The 14,686-nt window shown below is 68.8% G+C and carries 11 protein-coding genes and 1 pseudogene; 3 read left to right on the forward strand and 9 right to left on the reverse strand.

All coding sequences use genetic code 11. From position 1 onward, the window contains the following. Positions 1–31: 31 nt before the first annotated feature. From QMX82_RS19485 to glcD, 5 genes are read right to left on the reverse strand one after another with little or no spacing between them, the layout of a single operon-like run. On the reverse strand, positions 32–2,206 hold the full coding sequence (locus tag QMX82_RS19485; RefSeq protein WP_282286682.1) for a malate synthase G: 2,175 nt from the start codon (positions 2,204–2,206) through the stop codon (positions 32–34). 37 nt (positions 2,207–2,243) lie between these two features. Then, positions 2,244–2,648: a heme-binding protein gene (locus QMX82_RS19490; RefSeq protein ID WP_133860372.1), complete on the reverse strand. Its 405-nt coding sequence runs from the start codon at positions 2,646–2,648 to the stop codon at positions 2,244–2,246. A 14-nt stretch (positions 2,649–2,662) separates the two neighbouring features. Then, a complete protein-coding gene (gene glcF / locus QMX82_RS19495; protein WP_208693231.1) occupies positions 2,663–3,895 on the reverse strand; it encodes a glycolate oxidase subunit GlcF in 1,233 nt (410 codons plus the stop codon). 12 nt (positions 3,896–3,907) lie between these two features. After that, the gene (gene glcE, locus QMX82_RS19500) at positions 3,908–4,954 is read right to left on the reverse strand and encodes a glycolate oxidase subunit GlcE (protein ID WP_282286688.1); all 1,047 of its coding nucleotides are present in this window, start codon (positions 4,952–4,954) and stop codon (positions 3,908–3,910) included. Beyond that, entirely contained in the window at positions 4,954–6,453 is a 1,500-nt protein-coding gene (gene glcD, locus QMX82_RS19505; RefSeq protein WP_208694869.1) for a glycolate oxidase subunit GlcD, read from the reverse strand. The genes glcE and glcD overlap by 1 nt, the downstream gene beginning before the upstream one ends. A 208-nt stretch (positions 6,454–6,661) precedes the next feature. On the opposite strand from glcD, the gene glcC reads away from it, so the two are divergent. Both glcC and QMX82_RS19515 read left to right on the forward strand, forming a co-directional pair. Beyond that, positions 6,662–7,429, forward strand: a complete 768-nt coding sequence (gene glcC / locus QMX82_RS19510) for a transcriptional regulator GlcC (protein WP_183631932.1) — start codon at positions 6,662–6,664, stop codon at positions 7,427–7,429. 146 nt (positions 7,430–7,575) lie between these two features. After that, on the forward strand, positions 7,576–8,940 hold the full coding sequence (locus tag QMX82_RS19515) for a hemolysin family protein (protein WP_133860368.1): 1,365 nt from the start codon (positions 7,576–7,578) through the stop codon (positions 8,938–8,940). Between the two features lie 12 nt (positions 8,941–8,952). Here QMX82_RS19515 and QMX82_RS19520 read toward each other — a convergent pair whose 3' ends face one another. Together QMX82_RS19520 and QMX82_RS19525 are read right to left on the reverse strand one after the other, a co-directional pair. Then, on the reverse strand, positions 8,953–10,854 hold the full coding sequence (locus QMX82_RS19520) for a sensor domain-containing diguanylate cyclase (protein WP_208693235.1): 1,902 nt from the start codon (positions 10,852–10,854) through the stop codon (positions 8,953–8,955). Between the two features lie 188 nt (positions 10,855–11,042). Then, positions 11,043–11,930, reverse strand: coding sequence for a M23 family metallopeptidase (locus QMX82_RS19525; protein WP_282286689.1), 888 nt, complete (start codon positions 11,928–11,930; stop codon positions 11,043–11,045). A 349-nt stretch (positions 11,931–12,279) separates the two neighbouring features. Between QMX82_RS19525 and QMX82_RS19530 the strand changes: the two genes are divergently transcribed. Beyond that, positions 12,280–13,080 (forward strand): helix-turn-helix transcriptional regulator, encoded by an 801-nt coding sequence (locus tag QMX82_RS19530; RefSeq protein ID WP_133860365.1) that lies wholly within the window; start codon positions 12,280–12,282, stop codon positions 13,078–13,080. A gap of 215 nt (positions 13,081–13,295) precedes the next feature. Here QMX82_RS19530 and QMX82_RS19535 read toward each other — a convergent pair whose 3' ends face one another. Together QMX82_RS19535 and QMX82_RS19540 are read right to left on the reverse strand one after the other, a co-directional pair. Further along, positions 13,296–14,195, reverse strand: coding sequence for a peptidoglycan DD-metalloendopeptidase family protein (locus tag QMX82_RS19535; RefSeq protein WP_282286690.1), 900 nt, complete (start codon positions 14,193–14,195; stop codon positions 13,296–13,298). A 77-nt stretch (positions 14,196–14,272) separates the two neighbouring features. Then, positions 14,273–14,686: pseudogene (locus tag QMX82_RS19540) on the reverse strand (response regulator); the annotation flags it as partial.

Consider the following 14,686-nt stretch of genomic DNA (forward strand, 5'->3'; position numbering starts at 1 on the left):
CCGCCCGCACCGGACGGGTGCCCCGGCCGGATCAGGCGCCGGCTTTCTTCTTCAGGCGCCAGGCGTGCAGCAGCGGCTCGGTGTAGCCGCTGGGCTGCTCGCGGCCCTTGAAGATGAGGTCGCGGGCGGCGCGGTAGGCGTAGGAGCTGTCGAAGTGGCCGGCCATGGGTTCGTAGAGCGCATCGCCGGCGTTCTGGCCGTCGACCACCTTGGCCATGCGCTGCAGGGTCTCGTCCACCTGTGCGGCCGTGACCACGCCATGGTGCAGCCAGTTGGCGATATGCTGGCTGGAGATGCGCAGGGTGGCGCGGTCTTCCATCAGGCCGACGTCATGGATGTCGGGCACCTTGGAGCAGCCCACGCCCTGGTCGACCCAGCGCACCACGTAGCCGAGGATACCCTGGCAGTTGTTGTCCAGTTCCTGCTGGATGGCTTCGGCGGACCAGTCCGGCGACTCGGCCACCGGCACGCTGAGCAGCCCGGCGAGCAATTCGCCACGGGCGGCGTCGACGTCGCTGCGTTCCAGCTCCTGCTGCACCTGCTGGACGTTGACCTGGTGGTAATGCAGGGCGTGCAGCACGGCGGCGGTGGGCGACGGTACCCAGGCGGTGTTGGCGCCGGCCTTGGGATGACCGATCTTCTGTTCCAGCATGGCCGCCATCAGATCGGGCATGGCCCACATGCCCTTGCCGATCTGCGCCTTGCCACGCAGGCCGCAGGCCAGGCCCACCAGCACGTTGTTGCGCTCGTAGGCGGTGATCCACTTCGAGGTTTTCATGTCGCCCTTGCGTAGCATGGGCCCGGCCAGCATGGCGGTGTGCATCTCGTCACCGGTGCGGTCGAGGAAGCCGGTGTTGATGAAGGCCACCCGCGCAGCGGCGGCGGCGATGCAGGCCTTGAGGTTGACGCTGGTGCGGCGCTCCTCGTCCATGATGCCCAGCTTGACGGTGTTGGCCGGCAGCCCCAGCAGGGTCTCGACGCGGTCGAACAGCTGCACGGCGAAGGCCACCTCGGCCGGGCCGTGCATCTTGGGTTTGACGATGTACACCGAGCCGCTGCGGGAGTTGCCCTGGCGCTTGAGGTCGTGCATGGCGATGGTCACGGTGACCAGGGCGTCGAGGATGCCTTCGGGGATCTCGCGACCGTCCTCCAGCAGCACCGCCGGATTGGTCATCAGGTGGCCGACGTTGCGGATGAACAGCAGCGAGCGCCCGTGCAGGCTCAGCGGCTGGCCGTCGGCGCCCTGGTACTCGCGATCGGGGTTGAGGCGACGGGTAAAGGTCTCACCGCCCTTGCTGACCTCCTCGGCCAGGTCGCCCTTCATCAGGCCCAGCCAGTTGCGATAGGCCAAGACCTTGTCGGCGGCGTCCACCGCGGCGATGGAGTCTTCCAGGTCCATGATGGTGCTGACCGCGGCTTCCATGAGCAGGTCCTTGACCCCGGCGGCGTCGGTCTTGCCGATGGTGCTGGTGCGGTCGATCTGGATCTCCAGGTGCAGGCCGTTATGGCGCAACAGCACCGCGGACGGCGCCGCGGCATCGCCCTGGTAGCCGACGAAGACAGCCGGATCGGCCAGTTCGCTGGTGCCGCTCCTGAGATCCACCACCAGGCGACCGTCCTGGATGCGGTAGGCGGTGGCGTCCTTGTGCGAGCCACTGGCCAGGGGCGCCACGCCGTCCAGCACCTGGCGGGCGAAGGCCACCACCTTGGCGCCGCGGGTGGGGTTGTAGCCCTTGCCGCGCTCGGCGCCCTCGCTCTCGGGCAGGGCGTCGGTGCCATAGAGGGCGTCGTACAGCGAACCCCAGCGCGCGTTGGCGGCGTTCAGGGCGTAGCGGGCGTTGAGCACCGGCACCACCAGCTGCGGACCGGCCTGCTCGGCGATCTCGTGGTCGACGCCGGAGGTCGAGGCCTGCACCTGGCCGGGGACCGGTTGCAGATAGCCGATGCCTTCGAGGAAGGCCTGGTAGGCGGGCAGATCGGTGACCGGGCCGGGATGGGCGCTGTGCCAGGTGTCCAGCTCCACCTGCAGGCGATCACGCTCGGCCAGCAGTTCGCGATTGCGCGGCGCCAGCTCGTGCACCAGGGTGTCCACGCCCGACCAGAAGGCGGCGGTGTCGAGCCCGGTGCCGGGCAGCACTTCCTCGTCGATGAAACGCTGCAGTTCGGTGGCCACCTGCAGGCGGCCCAAGGTAGTGCGGTCGGTCATGATGGCTTTCCTTGATAACGAAACTGTCGAGAGAGGGTTAACCCAGTGCCGCGATGGCGGCCTTGGCGACCTGCGCATCTTCCGGGGCCTTGACGCCGGAGACGCCAACCGCGCCCACCACCTGGCCGTCCACCAGGATGGGTACCCCGCCTTCGAGCATGCCCTGCATCAGCGGAGCGCTGAGAAAGGCGGTGCGGCCGTTGTTGATCATCTCTTCCAGCACCTTGGACTCCTTGCGTGCCAGGGCGGCGCTGCGGGCCTTTTCCGGGGCGATGTAGGCGCTGTTGGGCGCGGCGCCGTCGAGGCGCAACAATGCCAGCGGATGGCCGCCGTCATCGGCCACGGCGATGCACACGGCCCAGCCCTGGCGTTCGGCTTCGGCGCGACCGGCGGCCAGCAGCGTGTTGATCTCGGCAAGGGTGAGCACGGCTTTGGTGTTCATGGGGCCTCCAGGGTTCAGGGTTGGGTCGGAGCGGCCAGGGCCGCGTCGAGGATTTCGATCCAGTGGCGCACCGGGGTGCGCCCGGCGCCGTCGAGATGGCTCTGGCAACCGATGTTGGCGGTGGCGATCACCTCGGGATGACCACTCTCCAGGGCATCGAGCTTGGCGTCACGCAGCCGCCGCGACAAGTCCGGCTGGGTCAGCGAATAGGTGCCGGCCGAACCGCAGCAGAGGTGACCGTCCGGCACCGGCGCCAGCGGAAAGCCGAGGCGCTGCAGGACGCCTTCCACGGCGCCACCGAGGCGCTGGGCGTGCTGCAGGGTGCAGGGGCAATGGAAGGCCAGCCGCGGGGTGTCCTGCAGCTGCAGCTCTTCCAGCGGCAGCTCGCGCAGCACCTCCACCAGGTCACGGGTGCGCGCCGAGACTTCCCGCGCCTTGGCGGCATAGGCCGGGTCGTCCTTGAGCAGGCTGGCGTACTCCTTGACGAAGGCGCCGCAGCCGCTGGCGGTCTGGATGATGGCTTCGGCGCCGCCCTGCAGCGCTGGCCACCAGGCATCGATATTGCGCCGGGCGCGATCGAGGCCGGCTTCCTGGGCATTGAGGTGATAGTCCACCGCGCCACAGCAACCGGCGCGGGGCGCGGTGTCCAGGCTGATGCCGAGGCGATCCAGCACCCGCGCGGTGGCGGCATTGGTATTGGGCGACAGCCCCGGCTGCACGCAGCCTTCGAGGATCAGCATGCGCCGGGCATGGCGCGGTGCCGGGCGTACGCCCGGGGCGGCGATGCGCGCCGGCAGCTTGGCCTGGACGCCGGCTGGCAGCAGCGGCTTCAGCGCCTGGCCACCTTTCAGCAGGGCGCCGAACAGCCAGGGCTGCGGCAGCACCTGGCGCAGCCCGGCGCGCAGCAGGCGCTGGCCCAGCGGCCGCGGCACTCGGCGCTCCACCTCGGCACGGCCGATGTCGAGCAATTCGTGGTAGGAGACGCCCGAGGGACAGGTGGTCTCGCAGTTGCGGCAGGTCAGGCAGCGGTCGAGGTGTTCGCGGGTCTTCTCGCTGACCTCGCCGCCTTCGAGCATGCCCTTGATCAGATAGATGCGCCCACGCGGCCCGTCCAGCTCGTCGCCGAGCAACTGGTAGGTCGGGCAGGTGGCGTTGCAGAAGCCGCAGTGCACGCAGCTGCGCAGCACCCGCTCGGCATCGGCGGCGCGGGGCAGTTCACGGGCGGCGGGACTCAGATTGGTTTGCATGACGTCTTTCCCCTACAGCCCGGCGTACAGCCGACCCGGATTGAAGATCCCCTGGGGGTCCAGGCGCGCCTTGAGGCGGCGGTGATAGTCGAGCAGCGCGGCGGGCAGCGGATGCTGGGCCTCGCGCTCGACGTCCGGCGTGTAGCACAGCGCATGGCCACCGGCACGCTCGGCGATCTCGCGCAGGACCGTGGCCGGGGCATCGCTCTTGAGCCAGTACTGGGCACCGCCCCAGTCCAGCAAGAGGCTGCCGGGCAGCTCCAGCAGCGGGGTATTGACCGGTACCGACAGCCGCCACAGCGGCCTGGGGTCGTCGAAGAAGGCCAGCCGCTGTTCGTTGAGCGCGTCCCAGAACGTCTCGCCCAGGGCTTCACCGCCCAGGCGATCGACAGCCGAGCGCACCGAGCCCTCGCCGCCCTCCAGGCGCAGCTGCAGCCGCTGCCCGTCATGGCAGGCCGCCGAGATCGGCAGGGCTTCGCGGCCCCAGACGGCCAGGCGCTGCAGGGCGCGCGCGGCGTCCAGCTCCAGGCTCAGACTCTGGCTGCAACGCGGCCGGGGCAGCACCTTGAAGGACACCTCGGTGATCACCCCCAGGCAACCCTGGCTACCGGCCAGCAGCCGGGAGACGTCGTAGCCGGCGACATTCTTCATCACCTCGCCACCAAATCTCAGGTGCTCGCCGGTGCCGGTGATCAAGCGGGTGCCCAGGACGAAATCCCGCAGGCTGCCGGCCCAGGGCCGGCGCGGACCGGAGAGGCCGCAGGCCAGGGTGCCACCGACCGTGGCGCCCTCCCCCAGCCGTGGCGGCTCGCAGGGCAGCATCTGCCCCCGCTCGGCCAGGGCGGCATTGAGTTCGGCCAGCGGCGTGCCGGTACGGACCGTGGCCACCAGCTCGGTGGGGTCGTAGTGCACCAGACCGCGGTGGCCACTGACGTCCAGCGGCTCGCCCTCAACGGCACGCCCCAGGTGGGCCTTGGTGTCGCCGCCATGGATGCGCAGCGGCTGGCGACGGACCAGGGCCTCGCGGACCTGGTCGAGGAGCAGTTCCAGGCTGTCCATCAGAAGCGCTCCAGTTCGGGGTGGGGCAGCTGGCCACGATGCACGTGCAGGCCACCGAATTCGGCGCAGCGCTGCAGGGTCGGCACGTTCTTGCCGGGATTGAGCAGCCCGGGAGCGTCGAAGGCGGCCTTCACCGCGTGGAAGAAGAGCAGTTCGCCGGACTGGAACTGGGTGCACATGGCATTGATCTTTTCCCGACCCACGCCGTGTTCGCCGGTGATGGTGCCGCCCACCGCCACGCAGAGGTCGAGGATGCGCCCGCCCAGGGCCTCGGCCTGCTCCAGCTCGCCGGGCCTATTGGCATCGAAGAGGATCAGCGGATGCAGGTTGCCGTCGCCGGCGTGGAAGACATTGCCCACCGCCAGGCCGTATTCCGCCGACAGCGCCTCGATGCCACGCAGGACCTCGGGCAGGGCGCGGCGCGGGATGGTGCCGTCCATGCAGTAGTAGTCGGGCGACAGCCGCCCCACCGCGGGAAAGGCGTTCTTGCGTCCCGCCCAGAATTTCTGCCGCTCGGCCTCGTCGCGGGCCAGGCGGATCTCGGTGGCGCCGGCGGCCGCCAGCAGGCTGCTGACGCGCTCGATGTCGGCGGCCACGTCGGCTTCCACCCCGTCCAGCTCGCAGAGCAGGATGGCCGCGGCGTCCACCGGGTAGCCGGCGTGGATGAAGTCCTCGGCGGCTCTTAAGGTCAGGTTGTCCATCATCTCCAGGCCGCCGGGGATGATGCCGGCGGCGATGATGTCGGCCACCGCCGCCCCGGCGCGCTCGATGTCGGCGAAGCTGGCCATCACCACCCGGGCACAGGGCGGCTTGGGCAGGAGCTTGACGGTCACCTCCACCACCACCCCGAGCAGGCCCTCGGAGCCGGTGAACAGGGCCAGCAGGTCGAAGCCGGGACTGTCCAGGGCGGCGCTGCCCAGGGTCAGGCGCTCGCCCTCCAGGGTGACGACCTCCACCGCCAGCACGTTGTGCACGGTCAGGCCGTATTTCAGGCAGTGCACGCCGCCGGCGTTCTCGGCCACGTTGCCGCCGATGGAACAGGCGATCTGCGACGAGGGATCGGGGGCGTAGTAGAGGTCGTGGGGCGCCGCGGCCTGGGAGATGGCCAGGTTGCGCACCCCGGGCTGGACCCGGGCACGGCGGCCATCGGGGTCCACGTCGAGGATGCGATTGAAGCGCGCCATCACCAGCAGCACGCCCTGCTCCAGTGGCAGGGCGCCGCCGGAGAGACCGGTGCCGGCACCGCGCGCCACCAGGGGCACGTTCAGCTCATGGCAGAGGCGCAGGGTCGCCTGCACCTGCTCCACCGTTTCCGGCAGCACCACCAGCAGCGGCGTGGTGCGATAGGCCGCGAGGCCATCGCACTCATAGGGTTTGAGGTCTTCCCTGTCGTGCAGCAGGCAGTGCTCGGGCAGTTCGGCACGCAACCGCTGCAGCAGTTGCGCCTTGTCCGGGCGGGGCAAGGCGCCGTCGAGACGTTCGTCGTAGACCAGGCTCATCGGGTAACCGCCATTGTTGTTGTTCTGGCTGGAAAGGCTTTGTTGTACCCCGACTGCAACCAGGGCGTCCATGACCCAGCGCACTGGTCATACCAGTTTTTACGCCCTCTTCGACCAAAGGAGTAGCAGGTTTCAGCCTGCTTGACGGCAATTCCCGCCGGTGGCTCACTAGGATGGAACCTCGTGGTCATACCAGCAGGAAATCCTTATGTCCGCACCTGTCGCCCGCCTTCCCGTTGCCGAGAACGTCAGCCAGCAGATCGAACGGCTGGTGGTGGACGGGGTGCTCAAGGTCGGCCAGCCGCTGCCCTCCGAGCGGCGCCTGTGCGACAAGCTCGGCGTCTCCCGTACCGCCCTGCGCGAGGGCCTGGGGCTGCTGCGCGCCCGCGGCATCATCGAGACCCGCCACGGCCAGGGCAGCTTCGTCGCCCGCCTGGCGGCGCCGGCGGCGGAGAATCCACTGCTGCACCTGTTCAGCAGCCAGCCGCGCACCCTCTATGACCTGCTGGAAGTCCGCGCCCTGCTGGAAGGCGAAGCCGCTCGCCTGGCCGCGCTGCGCGCCACCACCGCCGACCTGGTGCTCATCGGCCGCCGCTACGACGAGCTGTGCGCCGCCTGCCAGGACCCGGCCAGCCTGCCGGCGGAAACCCACGCCCGCCTCGACCACGCCTTCCACCTGGCGATCAGCGAGGCCTCGCACAACCCGGTGCTGGTGCACACCCTGCAATCGCTCAACGAGTTGCTGCTGGGCTCGGTGTTCGCCTGCATCGCCAATCTCTATCATCGGCCACCGCAGCGCCGCGAAATCGACGCCCAGCATGCCCGCCTCTATGCCGCCGTGAGCCAGCGCCTGCCCGACGAAGCCCATGCCGCCGCCCGCGAGCACATCCACAGCGTGAGGGACAGCTTGCGCGAGATCGAGCAGGAAGAGCAGCGCCTGGTGCGGGCCACCATGCGTCTGGAAGGCTGGACCTAGCGAAAAAGGCCCGCCGGCAAACATCGGCGCCAGAGCCACTGTCCGTCAGCCCAGGGTGCGCCCCGTCCCTCCAGCGGGCGCAACATCTTGCAACTGCCCTGCCCCGCCCCCATGCTTAGCCGACCTTTCTGCAGCTCTCGGCCCTAATGGACCCTTCCACCAGTCTCGCCTCGACGTTGTTCGCCGATCTCGGCCTCGTATTCTTCGCCTTCTTCCTCGTGCTGCTCAACGGCTTCTTCGTCGCCGCCGAGTTCGCCATGGTCAAGCTGCGCGCCACCCGCGTGGAAGCCATCGCCAAGAAGCATGGCTGGCGCGGGCGCATCCTCAAGAAGGTGCACAACCAGCTCGACGCCTACCTCTCCGCCTGCCAGCTCGGCATCACCCTGGCCTCCCTGGGCCTGGGCTGGGTCGGCGAGCCGGCCTTCGCCGAATTGCTCGAACCCCTGCTCGGCGCCGTCGGCGTCAGCAGCCCCGAGGTGATCCACGGCATCGCCTTCTTCTCGGCGTTCTTCATCATCTCCTACCTGCACATCGTGGTCGGCGAGCTGGCGCCCAAGTCCTGGGCGATCCGCAAGCCCGACCTGCTCTCGCTGTGGACGGCGGTGCCGCTGTACCTGTTCTACTGGCTGATGTACCCGGCCATCTGGCTGCTCAACGCCAGCGCCAACGGCATCCTGCGCATCGCCGGCCAGGGCGAGCCGGGCGCGCACCACGAGCACCACTACAGCCGCGACGAACTCAAGCTGATCCTGCACTCCAACCGTGCCACCGACCCGGACGCCCGGGTGCTGGCCTCGGCGGTGGAGCTGGGCGAGCTGGAGGTGGTGGACTGGGCCAATTCCCGCGAAGACCTCATCTACCTGGACAGCAAGGCCAGCCTGGACGAGATCCTCACCCAGATCCGCCGCTCCAAGTACAGCCGCTACCCGGTCTATGACGAAGACAGCCAGACCTTTACCGGGGTGCTGCACATCAAGGACCTGCTCCTGGCCATCGCCGGCCTGGACAGTGAAGCCGCCTCCTTCGATCTCGACGACCTGGTGCATCCGCTGGAGCGGGTGACCAAGCACATGCCGCTGTCCGACCTGCTGGAGCAGTTCCGCCGCGGCGGCGCGCACTTCGTGCTGGTGGAGGAAGCCGACCACAAGGTCATCGGCTTCCTGACCATGGAAGACGTGCTCGAGGTGCTGGTGGGCGACATCCAGGACGAACACCGCAAGACCGAGCGCGGCGTGGTCGCCTACCAGCCGGGCAAGCTGCTGGTGCGTGGCGACACCCCGCTGTTCAAGGTCGAGCGGCTGCTGGGCATCGACCTGGATCACGTCGAGGCCGAGACCCTGGCCGGGCTGATCTACGACAGCCTGAAGCGCGTTCCGGAAGAGGAGACGGTGCTGGAGGCCGAAGGGCTGCGCATCATCGTCAAGAAGATGAAGGGCCCCAAGATCGTCCTGGCCAAGGTCATCAAGCTGGATCCTAAGGACGTCCGCCGGCGTCCACCGGAAGAGCGCTGAGGGCGCGCGGCCTCAGCCGCGTCCGCTGCCCAGCGCCGGCAGGTTATCGCTCAGGCAGACACGATTGCGCCCGCCACGCTTGGCCGTGTAGAGCGCCCGATCGGCGTCTTCCAGGAGCCCCAGGCCGTGTTCGAGATTGCTCGGCACGGTCACCGCGACCCCGATGCTGATCGACGGCCGCAGGCGTCCGTGCTCAGTCTGCAATTCCAACGCCGCCACGTCCTTGCGGATGCGCTCCGCCAGCGTCCGGGCCGCGACCTGGTCGCTCCCGGGCAGGGCGATGACGAATTCCTCGCCGCCATAGCGCGCCGCCACCTCCCCCGCCCGCTGGACGTGCTGGCGCAACACCTCGGCCACACACCTCAGGCATTCGTCGCCCAGGGTGTGGCCATGGGTGTCGTTGACCGCCTTGAAGTGGTCGATGTCCACCAGCAGCACCGCCAGTGGCAGTCCGGCACGGATGGCGCGGCGGATCTCCTGCTGGAAGAGTCGCTCGAAATACCGGCGGTTGCCGAGTCCGGTCAGGGGATCGGTCTGGCTCTGGTGCAGCAGTTCGCGATTCAGTCGTTCCAGGGAGGCCTTGGCCTGCTGCAACTCGACGGTGCGCAGCGCCACCCGCAATTCCAGCTCGACAAAGGAGGCCTCGCGCTCCCGGGCCAGGGCGGTGGAGGCTTCCAGGGCCTGTCGTTGGGCCTCGATTCGCGCCCGCCGCTGCAGACTCAGGCCCTCGGTAAGCCCCAGCGACAGCATCACGAAGCCCAGGGCGAAACCGGCCATCTGCCCATGGAAGGCCAGACTGTCCGCGGCCAGCCAGCCGGCCACAGCCAGCAGCTGGATGGCGCTGCCCAGCAACAGCAGGGCCCAGGCGGCGCTGAACCACAGCGCCATGCGGCTGCCGCGCAGCGCCAGGTAGGTGGTGGTGCCCAGCAGGCCCAGGCAACTCAGCGCCATCATGCCGAGCATTTCCTGGAAGCTCAGCAGGTCCGGCCAGATCAGCGTGACGACCAGCGCCACATTCCAGTAGCCGATCAGCAGGCGATTGCCGAAATCGATCCAGCGACCGCCGTGATAGAGACTGAGCAGATAGCGCACGAACAATCCGCCACTCAGAAAGCACAGGGCGGCGAAGGCCAGGTGCGCGCGCAGGGCGAAGGCCGGGCTCTCCGGCCAGAGTTGCCAGGCGCCATAGCCGCTGGTGACCGCCTGATAGCCGATGACGCTGAGCAGATAGAGGGCGTACCAGCCAAAGCCCGAGCGGCGGCCGAAACCCCACAGCGTGAGGGTCAGCAGCAGGATGGTGATCAGGCAGCCAAAGAAGCTGCCGACCAGCCAGGCATCCTGCTGGGCCTCGCGCAGATAGGTGGCCGGGGTCACCAGGCGCAGCGGCAGGACGAAGGTCTCCCGCGAATCCAGCCGCAGGTAGACCTCCTCCACGGCGCCCGCCGTCGGCGCCAGGGCGAACATCAGCTGGCGCCCGGGCAGCGCCCGTTGCGTCGCCGGCAGCGCCAGGCCGCTGCGCTGCAGCGAACTCCAGCGACCATCGGCAGCGCGGGTGCGCAGGTCCAGGCGATCCAGCACCGGCCAGGTCGGAATCAGCCACCAGGCCTGGTCGTCGCGGCCCTGGATGGCGAAGCGCAGCCAGAGGCCCTGGCGACCGTCATGGAGCAGCATTTCCAGCTCATCGGGCGCATGCCAGCCGTCCTCGCCACCGCTTGGGCGCGCGGCGGCCTCGGCAAAGGTCAGACTGGCGGGCGCCTTGAGAATCTCCAGTGCCGGGCGGGGATCGTAGCTGCGCGCCGGATCGTCGAGCCGCAGCACCTGCGCCTGGCCGTCGAGGGCGATCAGCAGCAGGACCAGCAGGTGCAAAGCCCGCTTGCGCCCACCGGCGCACAGGGCGGCCAGGAATCCTTTCATGGGGCGGCATCCGTAGCCTGAAGGAAGGAAAGGCCGCGGTAGAGCCCGCGCCTTGGAGGAAATAGCGTGGTGATAGCATAACGCCACTAGGCCTGTTCCTGCCAAGGGATTTCTACCGGCGACAGCGGGCCTGGGCCCTGGATGGGCCCGGTGGCGTCAGCCGGTCTGGAACGCCCTTAGGCGCGGACTCAGCGGTCGCCCAGCGCCATGTTGGGCAGGGCCGCCAGCGGCCGCACGAAACGGAAGGGAATGGAGACCATTTCACCGCCCGTGTGGGCCTGGACGACGAAATGCAGGTGGGGACCGGTGCTGCGACCGGTGTTGCCCGACTCCGCCAGGGGCGTGCCGATCTCCACCCGCTCGCCGGGTCGCACCTTGACCGAACCGCGGCGCAGGTGCAGGTAGGCGCTCTGGCTGCCGTCCTCGTGGGCGATGCGCACGAAGTTGCCGGAGGGGTTGGGACCATGGCCGAACTGGCCGTTTTCGACGTCGATCACCGTGCCGGCCCGGGCGGCGCTGATCGGCGTGCCTTCGGGCATGGCGATGTCCACGGCATAGCGGCCCTTGGGCGTGTGGTGACTGAAATCGCCGCCCGCGCCCTGGGTCACGTAGTAGACACCCTGGCGCCAGGGCCAGGCGTAACCATAGCCGATGCCGTTGTCGGCAGCACCCGCGACATCCGTCGCCAGCGGCGGCAGGGTGCCGACCGGCAGCTGCGGACTGTAGCTGAAGGCCTGTTCGAAGTGCATGGGAAAGCCCTGCTGGCGCTTGCGGACCACCGCCAGCTGCACCGTGGAGCGCGGCTCGATGACCTGGCGGATCGGGCGCTCGGCACCGGCCACGTTGACGGTGCGCTGCAGGCGCAGCTCGACCCGCACGGGTACGTCGAAATCGTTGCGAACCTCGAAGATGCGGCCTTCGCTGGCATTGCGCACCTTGAGCTTGACCTGCCCCTTGCGGGCCGGGCTCTTGGCGGAGGTCTTGGTCAGGGTCGCCTTTTCGGCAGCCGGCGCGAGGGCGGGCATGGCCAGGGCGAGGGTCAGGCAGGAGATCAGGGCGGTCAGGCGTCGTTCCATGGCATAGGGCCACCATGATGGGCAAGGACAGAACCTAACAAAGCCGTGCCGGGTGGGCGATGGCCAAACCCCGGCTTTGTGAAGCCGCTGGCAAAGCATCGACGCAAATAAAAAAGCGTGGCACTCAAATCCCTGTGCCACGCTGCCACCGATCGGACGGTAGTTCAAATACAGGCCTGATGGTTCAGGCAGGTCAGCCAAGCGGCGGGTGTTCTGTGCGACACTCCCGCGAGAGGCAGGTTTGCGGCGTGCAGAGGGGTCACCCCTGGGCGCGCCCGATGCTCCGGCCATAGTGCTGCAGGTTAGGCCCTGGCACCTGTACCCGGCCCAACTGAAACGGACAGCTGTTATGCAGGAACAGACAATCGACCGAGCGCGGAGCGTGGTGGCGGATGCCCCCATCCCGCCTGCCGGTCCCCTGGTGTCCCAGCTCAGCACCTTCGCCCATGGCCAGGTGTGGCCGCCGCATGTGCACGATCAGGCGCACCTGATGTACACGGTCAACGGCGTGCTGGAGGTCACCACCCACGAAGGGGTCTGGTACGTACCGCCCAAGCAGGCGATCTGGATCCCGCCGCGCATCGAGCACCAGGCGCGGGCCAATGGCGAGGCCACCCTGCAGGTGGTGATCATCGAATTGCCGAGCGGCCTGCCCTGTCCCCAGGCGGCCACCCGCATGGTGCTCATCTCGCCGCTGCTGCGCGAATTGTTGCGCTGCCTGAGACGCGGCGGCGCTTCCTACGGCGAGGCCGAGCTGGGCAGCCACGTACGGGCGCTGATGCTGGCGGAACTGGTGTTTCTCGAAGAGACCGCCCTGCACCTGCCGGCGCTGGCCGACCGGCGCCTGCGGGCCATCCAGACCAGTCTGCACGCCGATCCCGCCGACGACACGGCACTGGCGACCTGGGCGCAGCAGCTGCACCTCTGCTCGCGCAGTCTGGCGCGGCTGTTTCTCAAGGAAACCGGCACCAGCTTTTCCACCTGGCGCCAGCACACCCGGCTGATGCTGGCCCTGCCGCGACTGGCCGCCGGCGAGCCGGTCACCCGGGTGGCCCTGGACCTGGGCTATGCCTCGCCCTCGGCCTTTACCCGGATGTTTCGCCGGGTACTGGGCGTCTCGCCGAGCGAATACCTCGACGCCCAGGGCTGAAACGGGACAGGGGTAAGAGCCTGCTCAAAGGCTCGCGAGCTAGAGCCAAACAAGGCCTGGGCGGCCCCACGAAAAGCCCTGGGGAAACGGATCGGCCCCGCGCTCGGGTTTACCGATGGTCAATCAGCATTGCGACGGAGTCGCCCAGGCGGGCTGGCCTTCCAGGGGCTTTTCAACGCCGTTTGGCCGACGCGCAGCAGCCTGTGAACAGGCGCTCAAGGCCCGCCGACGGCGAAGTTCGGCAGGCTGTCCACCGCCTGGGCGAAGCGGAAGGGAATGGATTCGACCGCCTCGCCGGTGTTGCGCTGGACCACGAAGTGCAGGTGCGGCCCGGTGCTGCGCCCGGTGTTGCCCGACGACGCCAGCGCCTGACCCGGGCGCACCCACTGGCCTTCGGCGACCTTGATCGAACCGCGCTGCAGGTGCAGGTAGACGCTCATGGTGCCGTCGTCGTGGAGGATACGGACGAAGTTGCCGGAGGGGTGATTGCCGCGCCCATCCTGGTCGTTCTCCACCTCCACCACCTGACCGGCGCGCGAGACCACGATGGGCGTGCCCTCGGGCATGGCGATGTCCACCGCATAGCGACTCTTGGGCGTGTTGTGGCTGAAACCACCGCCGGCGCCCTGGCTGACGTTGAAGGGACCGCCCAGCCAGGGCAGCGGATAGGCGAAACCGGAGGCGAAGACCGGGGTGGCACTGCCCATCAGGGTGGTGAGCTGCGGGGTATAGCGTTGCGGACGGCCCGGATCGGGCGCGATCAGGGTCGCCAGGCGCGTCAGGCTGCGCGCCGGCAGGACCTTGCGGATGGGCGCCTCGCCCACCCCGCTGACATTCTGCAGCGCCGAGAGGCGCAGGGTGACGGTCACCGGCAGGAAGCTGTCGTTGCGCACCTCCAGTACCGTGCCGCCGGCATAGCGCCGCGGCTGCAGCTTGACCCGCTGGTCGAGCCGCTCGATGGGGTCGTCACTGAAGGTCATCACCTTGGCGCCCTTCTGCGCCTTGTCGGTATAGGTGACCACGCCGTTGCCATCCACGTACTTGTAGATGGGCGCCGCCAGGGCGGGACCCGAAAGGGCGAGCGACAGCAGCAGCAGGCGACAGGCAAGGGGCATGGGCAAGGCGTCAGAAATCCGCGGTGTCGCAGTGCGAAGCAGTCTCCGTGCCAGCCTTTGCATCGCGCCGCCCTGCCCTAGGCGCCCGGCACGTAGTGCCGCTGGGCGGTGCCCTTGGCGATCAGTCGCGACAGGTAGTCGAGCTTGGCCGGGTCACGGTCGATGAAGCGGAAGTTGACCTGCACCCACTCGCTGGCCGGGGTCGCTTCCACCGCGCTGAGGGAATGCAGGTAGCCATTGAGGCGCGCCACGTCGCCACCGTCTTCACCCTGCTCCAGGTCGAGCACGGCGGTTTCCAGGATCTGCGGCAGCGGGTCGCCACGGCGGACCACCAGCAGGGCCTCCTTGATGCTGATGGCCTTGATCAGGCAGGCCATGCTGGCGTTGGGCAGGCGCAGCTGGCCCTGGCCGAAATTGGCGGCGGGCTTGCCGCGGGCGGGTGGCGGCGGCGCGCCGCCGGTGAGCAGGGCGGCACTGGAGGTGGCGACCGG

It is taken from the genome of Pseudomonas sp. PS02302 (assembly GCF_029959585.1).
GTDB classification, from domain to species: domain Bacteria; phylum Pseudomonadota; class Gammaproteobacteria; order Pseudomonadales; family Pseudomonadaceae; genus Chryseomonas; species Chryseomonas aestiva.

Bases quoted from the DNA above. Each gene is read 5' to 3' on its own strand.
- QMX82_RS19485 (WP_282286682.1), bottom strand. From the start codon at position 2,206: ATGACCGACCGCACTACCTTGGGCCGCCTGCAGGTGGCCACCGAACTG.
- QMX82_RS19490 (WP_133860372.1), bottom strand. From the start codon at position 2,648: ATGAACACCAAAGCCGTGCTCACCCTTGCCGAGATCAACACGCTGCTG.
- glcF (WP_208693231.1), bottom strand. From the start codon at position 3,895: ATGCAAACCAATCTGAGTCCCGCCGCCCGTGAACTGCCCCGCGCCGCC.
- glcE (WP_282286688.1), bottom strand. From the start codon at position 4,954: ATGGACAGCCTGGAACTGCTCCTCGACCAGGTCCGCGAGGCCCTGGTC.
- glcD (WP_208694869.1), bottom strand. From the start codon at position 6,453: ATGAGCCTGGTCTACGACGAACGTCTCGACGGCGCCTTGCCCCGCCCG.
- glcC (WP_183631932.1), top strand. From the start codon at position 6,662: ATGTCCGCACCTGTCGCCCGCCTTCCCGTTGCCGAGAACGTCAGCCAG.
- QMX82_RS19515 (WP_133860368.1), top strand. From the start codon at position 7,576: ATGGACCCTTCCACCAGTCTCGCCTCGACGTTGTTCGCCGATCTCGGC.
- QMX82_RS19520 (WP_208693235.1), bottom strand. From the start codon at position 10,854: ATGAAAGGATTCCTGGCCGCCCTGTGCGCCGGTGGGCGCAAGCGGGCT.
- QMX82_RS19525 (WP_282286689.1), bottom strand. From the start codon at position 11,930: ATGGAACGACGCCTGACCGCCCTGATCTCCTGCCTGACCCTCGCCCTG.
- QMX82_RS19530 (WP_133860365.1), top strand. From the start codon at position 12,280: ATGCAGGAACAGACAATCGACCGAGCGCGGAGCGTGGTGGCGGATGCC.
- QMX82_RS19535 (WP_282286690.1), bottom strand. From the start codon at position 14,195: ATGCCCCTTGCCTGTCGCCTGCTGCTGCTGTCGCTCGCCCTTTCGGGT.